The organism is Rheinheimera pleomorphica (assembly GCF_011634895.1).
GTDB lineage: Bacteria > Pseudomonadota > Gammaproteobacteria > Enterobacterales > Alteromonadaceae > Alishewanella > Alishewanella pleomorphica.
In genome coordinates this window covers 161,152-177,528 of record NZ_SIRR01000005.1, presented here as the reverse complement: position 1 = coordinate 177,528, position 16,377 = coordinate 161,152, and the positions used below count along the sequence as shown (strand labels likewise).

12 protein-coding genes are annotated in these 16,377 nt (G+C 50.1%); 9 read left to right on the top strand and 3 right to left on the bottom strand.

The features are described from left to right. Positions 1-48: 48 nt before the first annotated feature. Entirely contained in the window at positions 49-2,271 is a 2,223-nt protein-coding gene (locus tag EYB30_RS05755) for an Ig-like domain-containing protein (protein WP_166837961.1), read from the top strand. A 73-nt stretch (positions 2,272-2,344) separates the two neighbouring features. Here the strand turns inward: EYB30_RS05755 and astB are convergent, their stop codons facing one another. Further along, complete coding sequence (astB, locus tag EYB30_RS05750) at positions 2,345-3,688, bottom strand: N-succinylarginine dihydrolase (protein WP_166837960.1); 1,344 nt, start codon at positions 3,686-3,688, stop codon at positions 2,345-2,347. A gap of 224 nt (positions 3,689-3,912) precedes the next feature. Between astB and topA the strand changes: the two genes are divergently transcribed. After that, positions 3,913-6,498, top strand: a complete 2,586-nt coding sequence (gene topA, locus EYB30_RS05745) for a type I DNA topoisomerase (RefSeq protein WP_166837959.1) — start codon at positions 3,913-3,915, stop codon at positions 6,496-6,498. 59 nt (positions 6,499-6,557) lie between these two features. On the opposite strand, the gene EYB30_RS05740 is transcribed toward topA, so the two are convergent. Both EYB30_RS05740 and EYB30_RS05735 read right to left on the bottom strand, forming a co-directional pair. Further along, complete coding sequence (locus tag EYB30_RS05740) at positions 6,558-7,319, bottom strand: hypothetical protein (protein WP_166837958.1); 762 nt, start codon at positions 7,317-7,319, stop codon at positions 6,558-6,560. Between the two features lie 75 nt (positions 7,320-7,394). Next, positions 7,395-8,087, bottom strand: a complete 693-nt coding sequence (locus EYB30_RS05735; RefSeq protein ID WP_166837957.1) for a sensor histidine kinase — start codon at positions 8,085-8,087, stop codon at positions 7,395-7,397. A 141-nt stretch (positions 8,088-8,228) separates the two neighbouring features. Here EYB30_RS05735 and cysB point away from each other — a divergent pair, with 141 nt between their 5' ends. The 7 genes from cysB (at position 8,229) to EYB30_RS05700 (ending at position 16,374) form a co-directional block, all read left to right on the top strand. Next, positions 8,229-9,206 (top strand): HTH-type transcriptional regulator CysB, encoded by a 978-nt coding sequence (cysB, locus tag EYB30_RS05730; RefSeq protein ID WP_166837956.1) that lies wholly within the window; start codon positions 8,229-8,231, stop codon positions 9,204-9,206. Positions 9,207-9,330: 124 nt separating this feature from the next. Further along, on the top strand, positions 9,331-9,960 hold the full coding sequence (locus EYB30_RS05725) for a PepSY-associated TM helix domain-containing protein (protein ID WP_166837955.1): 630 nt from the start codon (positions 9,331-9,333) through the stop codon (positions 9,958-9,960). A gap of 33 nt (positions 9,961-9,993) precedes the next feature. Then, the gene (locus EYB30_RS05720; protein ID WP_166837954.1) at positions 9,994-10,494 is read left to right on the top strand and encodes a DUF2271 domain-containing protein; all 501 of its coding nucleotides are present in this window, start codon (positions 9,994-9,996) and stop codon (positions 10,492-10,494) included. A 36-nt stretch (positions 10,495-10,530) separates the two neighbouring features. Continuing rightward, complete coding sequence (locus EYB30_RS05715; RefSeq protein ID WP_166837953.1) at positions 10,531-11,331, top strand: DUF4198 domain-containing protein; 801 nt, start codon at positions 10,531-10,533, stop codon at positions 11,329-11,331. Positions 11,332-11,437: 106 nt separating this feature from the next. Continuing rightward, positions 11,438-12,559, top strand: coding sequence for a 4-phosphoerythronate dehydrogenase (locus EYB30_RS05710; protein WP_166837952.1), 1,122 nt, complete (start codon positions 11,438-11,440; stop codon positions 12,557-12,559). Between the two features lie 14 nt (positions 12,560-12,573). Further along, on the top strand, positions 12,574-13,593 hold the full coding sequence (locus tag EYB30_RS05705; protein ID WP_166837951.1) for an aspartate-semialdehyde dehydrogenase: 1,020 nt from the start codon (positions 12,574-12,576) through the stop codon (positions 13,591-13,593). A gap of 252 nt (positions 13,594-13,845) precedes the next feature. Then, on the top strand, positions 13,846-16,374 hold the full coding sequence (locus tag EYB30_RS05700) for a FimV/HubP family polar landmark protein (RefSeq protein ID WP_166837950.1): 2,529 nt from the start codon (positions 13,846-13,848) through the stop codon (positions 16,372-16,374). The last annotated feature ends 3 nt before the right edge of the window (positions 16,375-16,377 follow it).

Here is a 16,377-nt window from a genome sequence, read left to right as displayed (position 1 = left end):
ACAGAATTAACAAAAACTATATAATAAAAACAGCTTGGGAGAGTTTTCATGCGAAACATCCAGCGACTTCTTGTTGCGCTACTCGTTACAACGCTTGCTGCCTGTGGCGGCGGCGGTACTTTAGACAGCGGTGATGGTGGCGCCGGCGGCGGCACTACACCCGTGTTTAGCCTGAGCGTGGCCTTGTCTGATGCCGATGGTCAGTTAGCGCAAGCGACGCCGCTAACCGTTACTGCAACATTAACGGCAACGAACAATGGTGTTGTGTCCGGGCGTCTTATCGAGTTTACGTTAAGTAATGCTGCTCTGGCGACGTTGAGTAACACCGCAGGTACAGCGGTAACTAATGCTGACGGTGTTGCAACTATTACCTTATTAGCGGGGGGGAGCAGTGGCGCCGGTACGGTAACAGCAAGCTTTGATGAGGCGTCAGCTGAGGCGGCTTTTGTGTCTGCCGGTGATGGTGGCGAGCAGGTTGACGTTACCGTTGGTTCAATCGTACTGATAGCCGATACTTTGCAGCTTGGAACGGGTATTCAGGATAAAGTTGAACTGACGGCGTTAGTGCGTGATGCTAACAATGTGGTGCTCGAAGGGGTGCCGGTGGTGTTTTTTGCTGAATCTGGAGAGCTGCAACCGCTGGATGACGCAACGGCTGAAAATGGCGTTGCCCGTGCCACGTTGACTACGCAAACAGATAAAAGTAACCGCAGCATGTTAGTCACAGCACGGGTACAGCAACAAGTGTCTGAACTTACAGTGGCTGTAGTAGGTAATCAGTTAGAGATAGCAGCGCCGGATTCTATTGTATTAGGTGATACGGTTACTATTGATCTGTTTTTAACTGATTCAAATGGTGCGGGTATTCAGGGGACGGAAGTGCAAGTAGCATCAGCACTGGAGAACAGCTTGAGCGACGACAGCCCGGCAACCTCTGGTTCTTCTGGTAAAGCCAGCTTCACTTATACTGCAGTGAATAGCGGCAATGATGTATTAACCGTCTCGGCTGCTGGTGTTACCACAGTTACTAATATTAATGTCAGTGCCGATGCTTTTGCTTTCTTAGCGTTAACAGATAATGCCGATGACGTTTTGCCTGGCGACCCGGTGCAGGAAGTGCCGCTAAATACCGCTCAGAAAGTTGAAGTGGAATGGTTGGTAAGTAATGCACCTAACCCCGCTGCTACAGTAAATTTTGCTACTACCCGCGGTGTTATTGCCGATCAGGAAGCTAATCTGGGCAATGCTGTCTCTGCTGAAAACGATACTGATGCTGATGGTGTGGCGGAGGCTTACATCCGTTCAGCCTATGCCGGTTTGGTCACATTAAATGCCACCGCCGGTGAGGATGACAGCGCGGTAAGTGCGAAGAAAATTATCGAATTTGTCGCAACAACGCCTGCTACCGTCGAAACGCAGGCCATTCCGGCGAAAGTTGGCCCGGGCGAGTCGAGCACAGTGCGTGCAGTAGTGCGGGATGCCAATAATAACCCGGTGAAAAATCAGAAGGTAGTATTTACGCTGGATAATGCAGCCGGTGGTGTTATCAGTAGCGGCACAGCAACCACTAACTCACAGGGCATTGCCACTACTGTCTTTACTGCGGACGCTAACACAGGTGCCGGTGTTGATGGACTGAACCTGCAGGTGCAAGCCGCATTAGAGAATAATAATGCCATTGCTGATGCTGCGGATATTGCCGTCGGTAAGCGCACGCTGTTTTTCCGTTTTGGTACCGGTAACGAAATGGAAGAGCCTACAGCCAGTACTTACCGCAAAGAGTTTTCAATTATCGTGACGGATAGTTCTGGCAATCCGGTTGCAGGTCAGCGTGTTAACCTGACAGTAGTACCGCTTTCGTATGGTAAAGGTGCCTGGGTCAGAGTACCGGCAGTGGGACCGTTTGAATATTATGATGCGGCACGTTCTATTACTTGTCCGAACGAAGATATTAATCTTGATGGTATCTTGGATATCACTATTGAAGATACCAATGGCGATGGTGAGTTAACGCCGGGTAATGTTGTTGCGGTGCCAGAGTTTGTTACGGCCGACGAAAACGGTATAGCTCAGTTCCATTTGACCTACACTCAGGACTATGGCGCCTGGATTGATATTTTGATCCAAGCCTCAGGCAGCGCTGCCGGTACAGAAAACGTGTCATCACGCAGCTACACCTTAGATGTATTGTCTGATGATGTTACCAATGAAGATATCCCGCCGCCGCGGATACCATATGGTGAAACGCCAAACTGTGCTTCAACGGACTAGCGGTAACGAAGTTTGTAACAGAAAAAGGGAGCCAATTGGCTCCCTTTTTCTTGTGCAGTATTGCTAAATTATTTTAGCCTTGCTGGAACGGGTAAACCGAGCCTAAGTTCAGAATTTGCGTCAGCTCATCCAGGGCGCTGCGCGATTCCTGCAGCAATTGCGGGTCGGCCAGGTCGGCTTCTGAAATTTCATCACGGTAGTGTTTATCAACCCAGCTATTCAGGGTAGTAAATAGCTGATCATTCATCAGCACGTGCTGGTTAACTGCCTGCTTTTCCTGCTCGCTCATGGCAACCCGTAAGCGTAAACAGGCCGGGCCGCCGCCGTTACGCATGCTCTGCTTCACATCATAGTAATGCACTTGCTTAATCGGTGTATTGCGCTGTGTCAGTTCAGCTAAATAGGCGGATACTGCCGGGCTATCCTGGCATTCGGTTGGCGCAATAATCGCCATCTCGCCACTTGGTAAGGTGATTACCTGAGTGTTAAACAGATAAGTTTTTACCGCTTCAGCGACGGAGACTTCGTTGTCCAGCACCTCAATTAAGTGTAATTGGCTATCATCACCAAACTTACGCTGCAACTCTGCCAGTTTCGTCTGGCTGTCAACAAACGCCTGCTGATGGTAAAACAGCACGTTTTGGTTACCCACAGCAATAACATCATTGTGAAACACGCCCTGATCAATCACATCAGGATGTTGCTGCATGTACACCACATGTTCGTCACTTAAGCCATGTAAACGGGCTACCGCCTCACAGGCTTCCAGCGTATGGCGCGCCGGAAAACGCTTGGGCGCCGGCTTACTGCTATCGAACGCATAACGGCCAAATACAAAGAGTTCCACACCGCGCTTACCATAAGCGCTGCAAAGTCTGGTATGATTAGCCGCACCTTCATCGCCGAAGTGGTCATTGTCAGGCAAGTGGCTATGGTGAGCAAAGTGCTCAGGATTGCGAAACATGGCCTTGAGAATGTTGCCGGTGGTAAGCGGCTCCAGCGAGCGGTGAAACTTGTTGGTCAGGTTGGCCGGGGTAAAATGAATTTTACCGTCGGCAGTGTCGGCACTGGGTGAAATGGTAGCGGCATTGGCTGTCCACATGCTGGATGCAGAGCATACGGCTTTAAACACAGCAGGCGCCTGTTTGGCCGCTTTAGCAATGACCTGGGCATCAGAGCCGCTAAAACCAAGCCGGCGCAGTGTATAAACGTCTGGACGCTCCTGGGGGGCTAATACTCCCTGTACCATGCCAAGGTCGTGCAAGGCTTTCATTTTACTTAAGCCCTGTTTTGCCGCCTGGCGCGGACTGGAGGTATTTTTAGCGTTAGATAACGAGGCAACATTGCCGATAGATAAACCGGCATAGTTATGGGTTGGTCCGACCAGACCATCGAAATTTGCTTCAAAGAATTTCATTTTTGCTTTATATCCTTTATTTGGATTGGGCACTGTTTTTATTATTTTTGCGGCCGCTTAGGATGCTTCATTAGTTCTGGCGAAGCTTTCGCCAGACAGCTCTGAAAATGAGCTGGTTTGCATAATAATGAGTTTATTCACTTGTCACAACTGCGGTTTACGGATATACGTTAAAAAAGCAGCATAACAGACATGCATAAAATGTTAGGGATCCTGGTATTAAGATGGCGAAATCACTGGTAATAGTCGAGTCACCGGCAAAAGCGAAAACAATCAATAAATATCTTGGTAACGACTTTGTCGTCAAATCCAGTGTTGGTCATATTCGTGACTTACCGACCAGCAGTAGTAAAGAAAAGTCGGCGCTGAGTAAAACACTGAGCAAAGAAGAGAAAGAATATCAGGCGCTGGTTGACCGCATGGGCATAGATCCGGCACATGGCTGGAAAGCCCGCTATGAAATCTTACCCGGCAAAGAAAAGGTCGTTAAAGAATTAAAAACCTTAGCCGAGAAAGCCGACACGGTCTACCTGGCAACGGACTTAGACCGTGAAGGAGAAGCGATTGCCTGGCACTTGCAGCAGATTATCGGCGGTGAGCCGCAGCGGTTTAAGCGGGTGGTATTTAATGAAATTACCAAAAACGCTATTCAGAATGCGTTTAAAGAACCCGGCGAGGTCAATGTTGACAGAGTCAATGCGCAGCAAGCGCGCCGTTTTCTTGACCGGGTGGTCGGCTTTATGGTGTCACCCCTGTTGTGGAAAAAGGTAGCCAGAGGGTTATCTGCCGGCCGTGTACAGTCTGTCGCTGTACGCTTGGTGGTAGAACGCGAGCGTGAAATTAAAGCCTTTGTACCCGAAGAATACTGGACTGTGGCAGCCGATACGCAAACGGCGGCGCGTCAGGCACTGCAGTTAGATGTGGTCAAACAGCAGGGAAAAGTTTTCAAGCCGGTTAACAAAACCCAGGCTGAGCAAGCGTTGCAGCTGCTTACCAACGCCAGCTATCAGGTGCTGGAACGAGAAGATAAACCCAGCAGCAGCAAACCACAGGCGCCTTTTATTACCTCGACATTGCAGCAGGCGGCCAGCACCCGCTTGGGCTATGGCGTGAAAAAAACCATGATGTTGGCACAGCGACTGTATGAAGCGGGCCATATTACCTATATGCGTACCGACTCAACCAACCTCAGTGCTGATGCGGTTGGCGCATGCCGGGATTATATTGCTACCCATTTTGGCAGTAAGTATTTGCCGGAGCAGGCGCTGAGTTATGGCAGCAAAGCTAATGCGCAGGAAGCGCATGAAGCGATCCGGCCATCAGATGTTAATGTACTCGCATCAAGCCTTGGCGATATGGAGGCCGATGCCCGTAAGCTGTATGAGCTAATCTGGCGCCAGTTTGTGGCTTGTCAGATGCCACCTGCGCAGTATGACGTCACTAATATCACCGTACAGGCCGCGGATTTTGAGCTAAAGGCCAAAGGCCGCGTGTTGCGCTTTGATGGTTGGACCAAGGTACAGCCGGCAGTAAAGCGCAAGGACGAAGAAGACAATGTATTGCCTGATGTTAAGCCGGGCGAAACCTTAAGCCTGCAACAACTACACAGTGCGCAGCACTTTACCAAGCCGCCAGCCCGCTTTAGTGAAGCCAGCTTAGTCAAAGAGTTGGAAAAACGGGGCATCGGCCGGCCTTCTACCTATGCCGCCATTATTTCGACGATTCAGGACCGTGGTTATGTCAGGGTTGAGAATAAGCGCTTTTATGCGGAGAAAATGGGGGAAATCGTCACCGATCGTCTGGTCGAGAACTTTAACGATCTGATGAATTACGATTTTACCGCCAATATGGAGTTAAAGCTGGATGATATTGCCAACGGCCAGGCGCAGTGGCGTAAAGAGCTGGATAATTTTTACGGTGATTTCTATCAGAAACTGAAAACGGCGGAAAACGATCCCGATCAGGGCGGCATGCGGGTAAATCAGGTAGTGGTAACCGATATCGCGTGTCCCAGTTGTGGCCGGCCAATGGGCATAAGAACGGCTTCTACCGGGGTATTTTTAGGCTGTACCGGCTATAATTTGCCGCCTAAAGAGCGCTGCACTACCACGATGAATCTGGTTGCCGGTGATGTGGCGGTCAATGTCAGTGATGATGATGAGATGGAAACTGAAGCATTGCGGCAGAAAAAACGCTGCGGCAAGTGTGGCACAGCGATGGATAGCTATCTAATTGACGAAAGCCGGAAGTTACATGTTTGTGGTAACAACCCGGCGTGTGATGGCTTTGAAGTTGAGCAGGGCAGCTTTAAAATTAAAGGCTACGATGGGCCTTTGATTGAATGCGATAAATGTGGCAGTGACATGCAGCTGAAATCGGGCCGCTTTGGCAAATATTTTGGTTGTACTAACAGCGAGTGTAAAAACACCCGTAAACTGTTGCGCAGCGGCGAAGCGGCACCACCAAAAGAAGACCCGGTGCACTTGCCTGAGCTTAAATGCGAAAAATCCGATGCGTACTTTGTGTTGCGTGATGGTGCAGCCGGCTTGTTTCTGGCGGCGTCAACTTTCCCCAAATCACGTGAGACCCGGGCACCCTTAGTAGCAGAGTTGGCTAAGTATCGCACGCTGTTGTCGCCGAAGTTTTATTATCTGGCCGATGCACCCGCGCAAGATCCCGAAGGCAACCCGGCGATTGTGCGTTGGAGCCGTAAAACCAAGCAGCAATATGTGATGTCAGAGAAAGACGGCAAGGCAACGGGCTGGTCGGCCTGGTTTGAAGACGGTAAATGGGTGGTGTCTAAGCCCTGAATCTGAGCTTGATAAATGAAACAGGCCGCAATAGCGGCCTGTTGTTTATCAGCGGAGAGTTACCATTTGCGTTTGGGAGCAAATAGTTCGTCTAAGTCTTTGTTTTCTTTTTCTTCTTTTTTCTCTCTGTCGCGCAAGTTGCCCTCTTTTAGCTGTGTGGCGATGTCTTGCAGCGCTTGCATCACCTCCGACTTACGGCTTAGCGCATAATCGTCCTGATGCGGCGTGCTGGTAAGTGCTGTCAGGGCTTTTTCAAAATACTGCCGGGCAGAGCCGAGCATATTGTTGGTTCTGGCCTGATTGCCGCGTTTTATCTGGCTTTCGACATTAATGCGCAATTGCAATGTTTCCAGGCGCTTATCTTCCTGAATCACCATTTGTGTGTCGACATTACCGCGGGCGTGCTCTGCACGCAGCACAGTGCGCAATTTTTTAATGCCTTTAATCATGCCGATAAGTTGCTGGTCGTTATCGGGCAGGGTAACTGTTTCGGTAAAGCTGCTATCGGCATGGCTTTCGGTTAACCTTTTTTCGGTTTCCTGCAGCCGCTGCTTTATATCACGGGCACCTGGTTCAAGCTCTACCATGGCCCTTAAGGCAAAGGCGATGCGTTTTAACAGCATCTGGCTGATCCCCGGCGACAGCGGCACATTGGCTGAATTGACAATCAGCTCTTCCGTGTCTTCCAAAATAGTACGCAGCTTGCCAAACTCTGCCCGTTTTAACGCTGCCAGCCGTTCTTTATGTTGCTGGATAGCATTAACAATGATGGCGATAACCACCAGGGCAACAACCAGCGTTATTATTAAGGTTAACAGCATTTAAACCTCATGCCAGACTGACTTCAGTCATCATAGTAATCATAAAATAGCTGAAATAACAGCTGTCTGCCTGCTTTATGGCAGGCTAAGACGGAATACGCCTCCCCCCAGACGGCCACCATTACTCAGTTCCACAGTACCGCGCTCACCTTTATTCTGGTGAGCACTGGCAATTAGCTTAGCAAAAAATATTCCAAGTCCGGTGTGATTATTTGCCAGATCCGGGGTATTCATATTAAAAGCGGCGGTGTTAAGCATAAAATCCGGAAAGCCACGGCCATCATCTTGTACTTCTATACACAACCGGTTGTGTTGCACTGAGGCCGTTAACAACACCTGGCTGTTGCAGTAGCGCAAGGCATTGGCAACGGCGTCGTTTAGCAGGTTAACAATCAAATCGTAATCGAAGAACCAGCATAGGGCGTCGGGATGTTCCAGCGCAATCTGTACTTTTTGCTGCCTGCTGAAAAACTGGTTTTTCAACAGGATCTCCTCCGTGATGTCGGCAATATAGTGTTCATCAATTTGCACCGGCAACTGATTACGTTCCATCCGGTAAAGCGACAATAGTTGCAGCAAATTTGAGTTAAGCCGGTTAGCTTCATAATTTAGCCGGGCTAACTCGTCTTGTGCATTGTCAGATAAATGGTTGCTCTCTTGCTGAATGAGCTCAGTAGATTGGATCAGCATACATAACGAGTTTTTCATATCGTGTACGGTAGACGCCAGTACCGAGGCAAAATCAATGCCGGTAACCGTGTTAGTCATAGTTTCTCCTTCACCGCGGCTGGCAGCGCCGTTATTTTTAGCTACCATTAGTTATAGCAACACCTGAATTAAAAATAAGTTGGAATATCCTGCCATATAGGTATATTGAGCAATGATATGCCATTACCGGATCTGTGACACATGAAATTGCAGCAGCTGCGTTATATAGTTGAAGTGCTGAACCATAATCTGAATGTCTCTTCCACCGCTGAAAGTCTTTATACCTCGCAACCTGGGATCAGTAAACAGGTGAGGATGCTGGAAGACGAGCTGGGTATTCAGGTATTTGGCCGCAGCGGCAAACATTTAACCCATGTGACGCCAGCCGGGCGGGATGTGATTGACATTGCCCAGCAAATACTGGCCAAGGTTGAAAGTATTAAAGCGGTAGCCAAAGAGCATACGCTGCCAGATCAAGGCAAGTTAAACATTGCCACTACCCATACTCAGGCCCGCTATGCTTTGCCGCCGGTGATTAGCGGTTTTATGCAAAAGTATCCCAAAGTTTCGCTGCATATGCATCAGGGCACACCACAACAAATCTCTGAGGCGGCATCGCGCGGTGATGCCGACTTTGCCATTGCCACCGAAGCCTTGCATTTATATAACGATTTAGTGATGTTGCCCTGTTATCACTGGAATCGCAGTGTCATTGTCCGCCATGACCATCCTTTACTGCAACTGGATCGCAAAATTACCATTGAAGATGTTGCACAACATCCGATAGTAACTTACGTGTTTGGTTTTACCGGGCGTTCTGAATTAGACCGGGCTTTTGCCGCCAAAGGCCTTGAACCGAAGATCGTGTTCACGGCAACGGACGCCGATGTGATAAAAACCTATGTCCGGCTTGGGCTGGGCGTAGGTGTTATCGCATCAATGGCCATAGATAAAACCTTAGATAAAGATCTGGTGGCAATTGACGGCAGTCATTTATTTGAAGCCTCGACCACCAAAATAGGCTTTCGCAAAGGTGCCTTCTTGCGTACCTATATGTATGATTTTATAGAACGTTTTGCACCGCACCTGACAAAAGACGTGGTTGAAAAAGCCAATATACTGCGCAATCAGGAAGAGATTGACCGTATGTTTGCCCGCTTTGAGTTACCGGTCAGATAATCCCATTTAGCTAAACGCCGCCGTCAGTTTGTTGCACGGCGATGGTTTAATTCGTTATTGCAAATAGTAATAATTCTCAGTATCATGCCTGTTAAGTTTTTATTGCCGTGAACATAAAGTAGTTATGACTGAATTCTGGCAGGGGCCTGCCCTGGCAAAACTGATGCGGGCAGTGCACAGCTATAGTTCTATGCTGGTATTGATGCTGTTGCTGTTTTTTGCCGTCACCGGTATTACGCTAAATCATCCTGATTGGCTATACAGCAAGGCCGGCCAGCAAAGCCGCCAGGTTGATGTGGCGCTGCCGCAACATCTGCGTTTTACCACCTTACCAGATTCTGCCGCTGAGCAGGCTAACGTCGCTATCCAGTTTCGGGACTGGTTAAGCAGCGAACAGCAACTGAAAGCCTCAGTATTCAGTTACGCTTTTGAACCCGAAGAGGGGTTACTCGAGCTGGATTTCAAACGACCAGCCGGCTATGCCACTGTACTGGTCGATTTTCAGTCCGGTAAGGCGGCTATTGATACGGAATTTGCCGGTTACCTGGCGCTGCTTAACGACTTACATAAAGGCCGTAATGCCGGCACCAGTTGGATACTGCTGATTGATCTTACCGCCATTGCCTGCATTGTATTCGCGCTGACAGGCTTTTATCTGTTACTAAAACAACCTTCCCGGCGCAGCCTGGGTAACAGCCTGGCGATGTTGGGTATTTTTATCAGCCTTTTCGCTTATATTTTGTCGTTACACTAATGCCGCCAACAGGCGCCTATTTGGGAGTTTAGTATGAAATTAGCCGTTACGGCTTTATTAGCCTGTTTTACAGCAGCGGCGCTGTGCAGTACCCGTGTCAGTGCCACCGCGAGTGAAATCAGCCTGCAACTGCCAGTTATTGAAACCAGCCAGTATCACCGGCCTTATGTGGCGGTGTGGGTAGAAGATGCGCAGCAGCAGCCGGTAAAGCTTATTGCCTTATGGGTAGAAAAACCGGACTGGCTAAAAGATCTGCGCCGTTTCTGGCGCAAGATAGGCCGCAGTGATACGGCTTTGGTTGATGCCGTAAGTGGTGCTACGCAAAAGCCCGGTACCTATAAGCTCTACTGGGACGGCAAAGATAACCAGGCTCAGCCTTTGGCGGCGGGCCAATATACTTTGCTGGTCGAAGCCGCGCGCGAGCAGGGCGGGCGCAGTCTGGTTAAACAGGCGTTCACGCTGCCGGCCCAGGGCGCTGTCATTGATATTGCTGCCCAGGGTGAACTTGGCCATATCTCGGCACAGATACGTTAACCTATTTGCTGATCATTATTGATCATAAGGACTTTTATGTTGAAAAAAACCGCCGTGTTGTTATCAAGTTTGCTGATTAGCAGCAGCCTCAGTGCCCATACCTTGTGGCTTGTCCCCAGCCATTATGTATTGTCTAAACCGGACAGCTGGATTAGCGTTGATGCTTCCGCGGCGAACATGACTTTTGTACCGGATAAAGGCATCGCGCTGAAATCGCTGACGCTGTATCTGCCCGATGGCAGCGCAAAGCCGGTAACGGAACTCTATCAGGGCAAACGTAAATCGATGGCTGACGTGCAATTGGCCGGCGATGGTACTTACCGGCTGGAACTGGCTAACCCCGTGCGTTTTTTCACCAGCTATGAAATAGACGGCGAGCGCAAGCGTTTACTGGCCAATAAACAGGCGCGTACGGCGCAGTTACCAACAGGTGCGACTAAGGTTGAAACGGTGCAGATGCGTAGCCGCAACTTTGCTTATATTACCGTCAATGGTCCGACAGACACGGTACTGAAACTTCAGGGGCAGGGGCTGGAGCTTAGCAGCAATACTCACCCGGCCGATGTTGTCGCCCAAGAAGCGCTGCAGTTTGTGTTTAGCCTAAATGGTAAGCCGCAAGCCGGTGTTAAAGGTGTATTGTCTTTCGCCGGAGAGCTGTACCGCAATGACGCCGGGCGGGTGGAATTTGAAACCGGCGCAGATGGTGTTGTCAGTTTTACGCCGGCGCAGGCTGGCCGGTATCTGATCGAAGCGTCTTATTCTGCAGCGACGGCCTCAGATTTGGCTGATAAGCTGCGCGAATCACTGACCTATTCTTTTGAAGTGGCACTGCCTTAACCGCTACCGCAGTAAGTTCTGCCACCAAGCCAGCCTAATATAGTAGGCTGGCTTGGTGCTATTTGTTACACTGCCGCCATCTCTGGCAGTGCTATCAGGAACACCTATGCAGATCTTTGCCGACGAAAATATGCCGCTGGTACAACAGTTTTTTGCCGAGCTTGGCGACGTGACCTTGTTCAACGGCCGCAATGTGACTGCATCGCAACTTGAGCATGCAGATATCTTATTGGTACGCTCGGTGACACAGGTCAATGCCGACCTGTTGGCATTGAATACTAAGCTGCGTTTTGTCGGTACCGCGACAATTGGCACAGATCATATCGACCAGCATTATCTGGCACAGCGTAATATTCCCTTTAGCAGTGCGCCGGGTTGTAATGCGCAGTCGGTGACAGAATATGTGCTTAGCAGCCTGTGGTGTCTGGCGCAAAAATATCAGTGGGATCTGAGTGATAAAACGCTGGGTATCGTTGGCGTTGGCAATATCGGCAGCCGGTTGGCGCGGGCATTGCAGGCACTGAACATCAAGGTGTTACTGTGCGATCCGTGGTTGGCCGAGCAGCAACCTGGCTTTGCGCACACGGCGTTTTCTCAGCTTTGCCAACAGGCCGATATTATCAGTTTTCATACACCGTTAACGTCGACCGGTCGCTGGCCAACACGACACTTGTTAAATGCTGACACACTGGCACAGTTAAAACCGGATTGCGCAATAATTAATGCCGCCCGAGGTGCTATTGTTGATAACACGGCCTTGCTAGCTGATTTACAAGCCGCGACGCAGCGCAGGGCAGTGGTGCTGGATGTATGGGAGCATGAACCCGACATTATGACAGCCCTGTTGCCTTATGTTGATATCGCCACCGCCCATATTGCCGGCCATAGCATTGAAGGCAAGGCGCGTGGCACCGAAATGCTGTATCAGCAATGCTGCCAACTGCTGCAGCGACCGCTCAAGCAGTCGCTTGACCGGCTATTAGCCGTGCCAGCGATGGAAAAATTACAAATTAGTCCAAATTTTGGGCTTCCAGATGTCCAAAATCTGGCAAGACTGTTATATGATGTGCGACGTGATGATGCTTTGTTGCGCAATTATCTGCACAGTCACGGCTTTGACTGGCTGAGAAAAAACTATCCGCCGCGGCGGGAATTCAGCTCATTGCAATTATCCGGCAGTCTGATCCCAACGTTTCTGCCGCAATTAGGGTTCAACCTCGCACAATAACCAGAGGAATTGTCATGGCTTCGCAATACAATGTTGCCGTTTTAGGTGCAACAGGTTTAGTAGGACAACATTTAATCGAAATTCTGGAGCAACGCGACTTCCCGGTCGGCGAATTGTTTCCGTTGGCCAGCAGCCGCTCTGCCGGCGGTACCGTGACATTCAGAGGCAAAAAGGTGAAGGTCATTGATGCTGAAACGTTCGACTGGTCACAAGCACAAATCGGTTTGTTTTCTGCCGGTGGCAGTGTATCAGCCATTTATGCGCCTAAAGCGGCTGATGCCGGCTGTGTCGTGATAGATAACACCTCGCATTATCGCTATGAGCCCGATATTCCGCTGGTAGTGCCGGAAGTCAACGCCCATGCTATAGCGGACTACCGTAACCGCAATATTATTGCCAACCCGAATTGCTCAACCATCCAGATGCTGGTGGCGTTAAAACCGATCCACGATGCTGTGGGCATCAGCCGCATTAACGTCGCCACTTACCAGTCTGTCAGCGGTGCTGGCCAGGATGCAGTAGAAGCGCTGGCGCACGAAGCCGCACAATTGATGAATGGCCGTCCGATTGAAAGTGAAGGCAAATTTGCCCGCCAGATTGCCTTTAATGTGATCCCGCAAATTGATGTGTTTATGGATAACGGCTACACCAAAGAAGAAATGAAGATGCACTGGGAGACGCAGAAAATCTTTGGCGACAGCAGTATCTCTGTTAATGCCACTGCAGTGCGGGTGCCGGTATTTTTTGGCCATGCTGAAGCGGTGCATATTGAAACCCGGATGCCAATTAGTGTTGACCAGGTAAAAGCCCTGCTAGCCAATGCACCAGGCGTAGTATTGCTGGAGAACAATGCTGATTTTCCTACACAGGTCTGCAGCGCTGCAGGCAAGGATGAGGTGTTTGTTGGCCGGATTCGACAGGATTTATCACACGAAAATGGCATTAACCTGTGGGTAGTGGCGGATAATATCCGTAAAGGTGCGGCAACCAACAGTATTCAGATAGCAGAGCATCTGATCCGCGATTACCTCTAATTTGAGTTGGCCCCCAGTTAGGGGGCCGCATTGCCGCAATGCCATCAACCGTAAAGGTGGCATTTTCGTCTTGCCTTCCCTGTTATATCAACGCTATGTTTAAACACTGGTCTAAATTGCTGCAGTGCTTTATATTTTAGCGAAATTGCCAGCATAAAAAGTTGGAACATTGTTTGCTTAGGATCTAAAGCCTGGCAGCCGTGCTGCCGACAACTTTGTATCAATACGCCTGAATTGGGGTAGGAACTGTTAATGCCTTTGTTATTTGTTGTCTTTATTGCCGTGTTAGTCAATTTTCCGTCGGCGCTGCTGGCGCAGGAAAACGCGACCCAGATCCGTGGCCCACGCGGCAGTGATGCCCCTCCAGCCCCCTTAACCATAGGCCCGCTTAGCCCATCAGACACCTTATGGCGCGTGGCCCAGCGTGTCAGGCCGGATACAAATGTCAGCCTGTATCAGGTGATGTACGCGTTGTATCTGAAAAACCCGGATGCCTTTTTAGAAGGCAATCTCAATCATCTGCGCCCGGCGGCGGTACTGACGTTACCCACTTTAGAGGAAATACAGCAGGTTGACATCACTGTCGCCAGACAGAAGTCGGAGCAGGATGACCAGGTGTGGGCGGCGCGGCAAAAAGCTGCCAGCAACAACAATCAGGCGACGCAAACGGCAGCGACAGTGAGTGCTGAACCAACAGCACAGTGGCAAGCAGAGTTATCCCGTATCGGTGAGCAACAACGGCAAGAACTGGATAGCTTGCGCAGCCAATTTGCTGAGTCTATTCAGTTGGTTGATACCATAGCCGACGAAAACTTGCAGCTAAAAACCAGCCTGGCCAAAGTACAGCAGGAGCTCGAGCTGATAAAGCTGCAATTAGGTGACGACAGTGCAATGCAGCAGCAAATTGAATTGTTACTGCAACAACAGGCTGAATTGTTACAGGCGAAGGCCGCGCAGGACGAGGCCGCGGCAGAGGCGGAGAGCAGCGATTGGCAACAATGGCTGAAACATCCACTGGCGTGGGTATTGGCCGCTTGTATACCGGCATTATTGGTGCTGCTGAGTATTTTACTCTGGGTAAAAAAGCGCAGTCAGCATACAGAACAGATAGTAAGTGCTGCAACAACGGAAACGGCGCCAGACCCTGGCTATCATTCGCCGTTACCTCCGCTGGACAACACTGAAATAGACGACAGCCTGTTTGAAATTGACGATGCGCTACTCGAAGAAGCCTTTACAGAGCCGGAAGAACCAACGGCAGCCGTTGCTGACACGGATGACTTACTGGAGTTCGATGATGAGTTGTCATTTGAAGATGACAGCTTGCTACCCGCTGAGCATGACGCTGCGCTACTGGATGACCAAACGGATGCCGATGCGCTGGATGATTTTGATCCGGACAATATTTTATCTGACACTGACTTGTCAGCACTGTTGGCAGCAGCAGATGATGATGATGTGATTGAGCTCGCTGATGATGATACCGCTGTTGGAGCCGATACGCCGCCAGAGTCGTTACCCGAACCGGATGACTTTGATATCGATGATCTTATCGAAGAAGTTGATTTGGACGAGCTCAGCGAAGCCGAGCCGGCTTTAGCCACAACCCAAGAGCAACAACTCGTACAAGCGATGGCTGCGCCGGCTGAAGCGGCAGAGCCCGTGGTCGGCGACAGTTTTCCCGATGCAGACGTAAACACGCAGGACGATACCCGTACAGAGCCGGAAGATAGCCTTACCGAGGCGGACGATAGTGTTACAGAGGTAGCAGAGCCGGCAGTTGATGACAATATCGGTTTCGACAGTTCTGAACTTGATGCCTTCGCGGAAAGCCTGGCGGCAGAGCATGGCACCGCTGACACGCTGGAGCAAGATAATCTTGACCCAACCGATGAGGCATTACTAAACGCCGAACTGACTGAACTGTTGGATCAGGTGAATGACGCTTCGGACGCTGAGCCTGTGGAAACGCCTGATGCTGATGAGCTGGCGATAGCAATCGCTGATCAGACCATCGTTGACGATGGCGCCGTTGCGGATATAGACGAAGTGTTGCTTGATGACACCGATAGCGAGGCCGAAGAACCCGCAGCAGCGGTGCCCGATCTGTTGACACAGGAAGATGATTCGGTCGACAGGCCAAGCGAAGCGGCCTTGTCAGTAGAAAACCCGAGTAAAATGTTGGATCAGTATCCCCAACTTGAATTGTCTGACGAGGAGATCTCTGCAGATCAGGACACTGAGGCATTACTATCAGAGCTTGATGCCCTGGCTGATGACGATTTGCAGGCCGAGGCACAGGACAGTGAGCTGGAACTGGACCCGATACCCGACGCACAGTTTGATTCACTGATGTCAGAGCTTGAAGCGATGGCAGATAATCTGGATGCGGCCGAGCACGAACTGGAGCAGCAGTCCGATGAGAGTCTGGCGCACCAGCTTGAGAATGCGCAACAGTCAGATAATGGCTTCGACTTTACCGATGATGATTTTGTCGAAATTGACACCTTGCTGGCCAGTGCCGGTCAGCAGGAGCAAGACACGGAGCGTTTTAATAAGTTGAATGTGGATGTCGGGCTGGAGGAATACGCGGCGATCATTGGTGAGCATGAGCAACGCGATGTTGATACTGAAGACAATGGCTTTTCGGCAAAACTCGACCTGGTGCGGGCCTATATTGAAATGGATGACAGCGAGAGTGCCAATTTATTGTTAGACGAAATTGCGGCGTCAGATGCACCTGAACATATTAAAGACGAAGCGCAACGTCTGCGCCAGTAAGCG

Coding starts and splice junctions, on each gene's coding strand:
- EYB30_RS05755 (WP_166837961.1), top strand. CDS start 49: ATGCGAAACATCCAGCGACTTCTTGTTGCGCTACTCGTTACAACGCTT.
- astB (WP_166837960.1), bottom strand. CDS start 3,688: ATGAAATTCTTTGAAGCAAATTTCGATGGTCTGGTCGGACCAACCCAT.
- topA (WP_166837959.1), top strand. CDS start 3,913: ATGGCGAAATCACTGGTAATAGTCGAGTCACCGGCAAAAGCGAAAACA.
- EYB30_RS05740 (WP_166837958.1), bottom strand. CDS start 7,319: ATGCTGTTAACCTTAATAATAACGCTGGTTGTTGCCCTGGTGGTTATC.
- EYB30_RS05735 (WP_166837957.1), bottom strand. CDS start 8,087: ATGACTAACACGGTTACCGGCATTGATTTTGCCTCGGTACTGGCGTCT.
- cysB (WP_166837956.1), top strand. CDS start 8,229: ATGAAATTGCAGCAGCTGCGTTATATAGTTGAAGTGCTGAACCATAAT.
- EYB30_RS05725 (WP_166837955.1), top strand. CDS start 9,331: ATGACTGAATTCTGGCAGGGGCCTGCCCTGGCAAAACTGATGCGGGCA.
- EYB30_RS05720 (WP_166837954.1), top strand. CDS start 9,994: ATGAAATTAGCCGTTACGGCTTTATTAGCCTGTTTTACAGCAGCGGCG.
- EYB30_RS05715 (WP_166837953.1), top strand. CDS start 10,531: ATGTTGAAAAAAACCGCCGTGTTGTTATCAAGTTTGCTGATTAGCAGC.
- EYB30_RS05710 (WP_166837952.1), top strand. CDS start 11,438: ATGCAGATCTTTGCCGACGAAAATATGCCGCTGGTACAACAGTTTTTT.
- EYB30_RS05705 (WP_166837951.1), top strand. CDS start 12,574: ATGGCTTCGCAATACAATGTTGCCGTTTTAGGTGCAACAGGTTTAGTA.
- EYB30_RS05700 (WP_166837950.1), top strand. CDS start 13,846: ATGCCTTTGTTATTTGTTGTCTTTATTGCCGTGTTAGTCAATTTTCCG.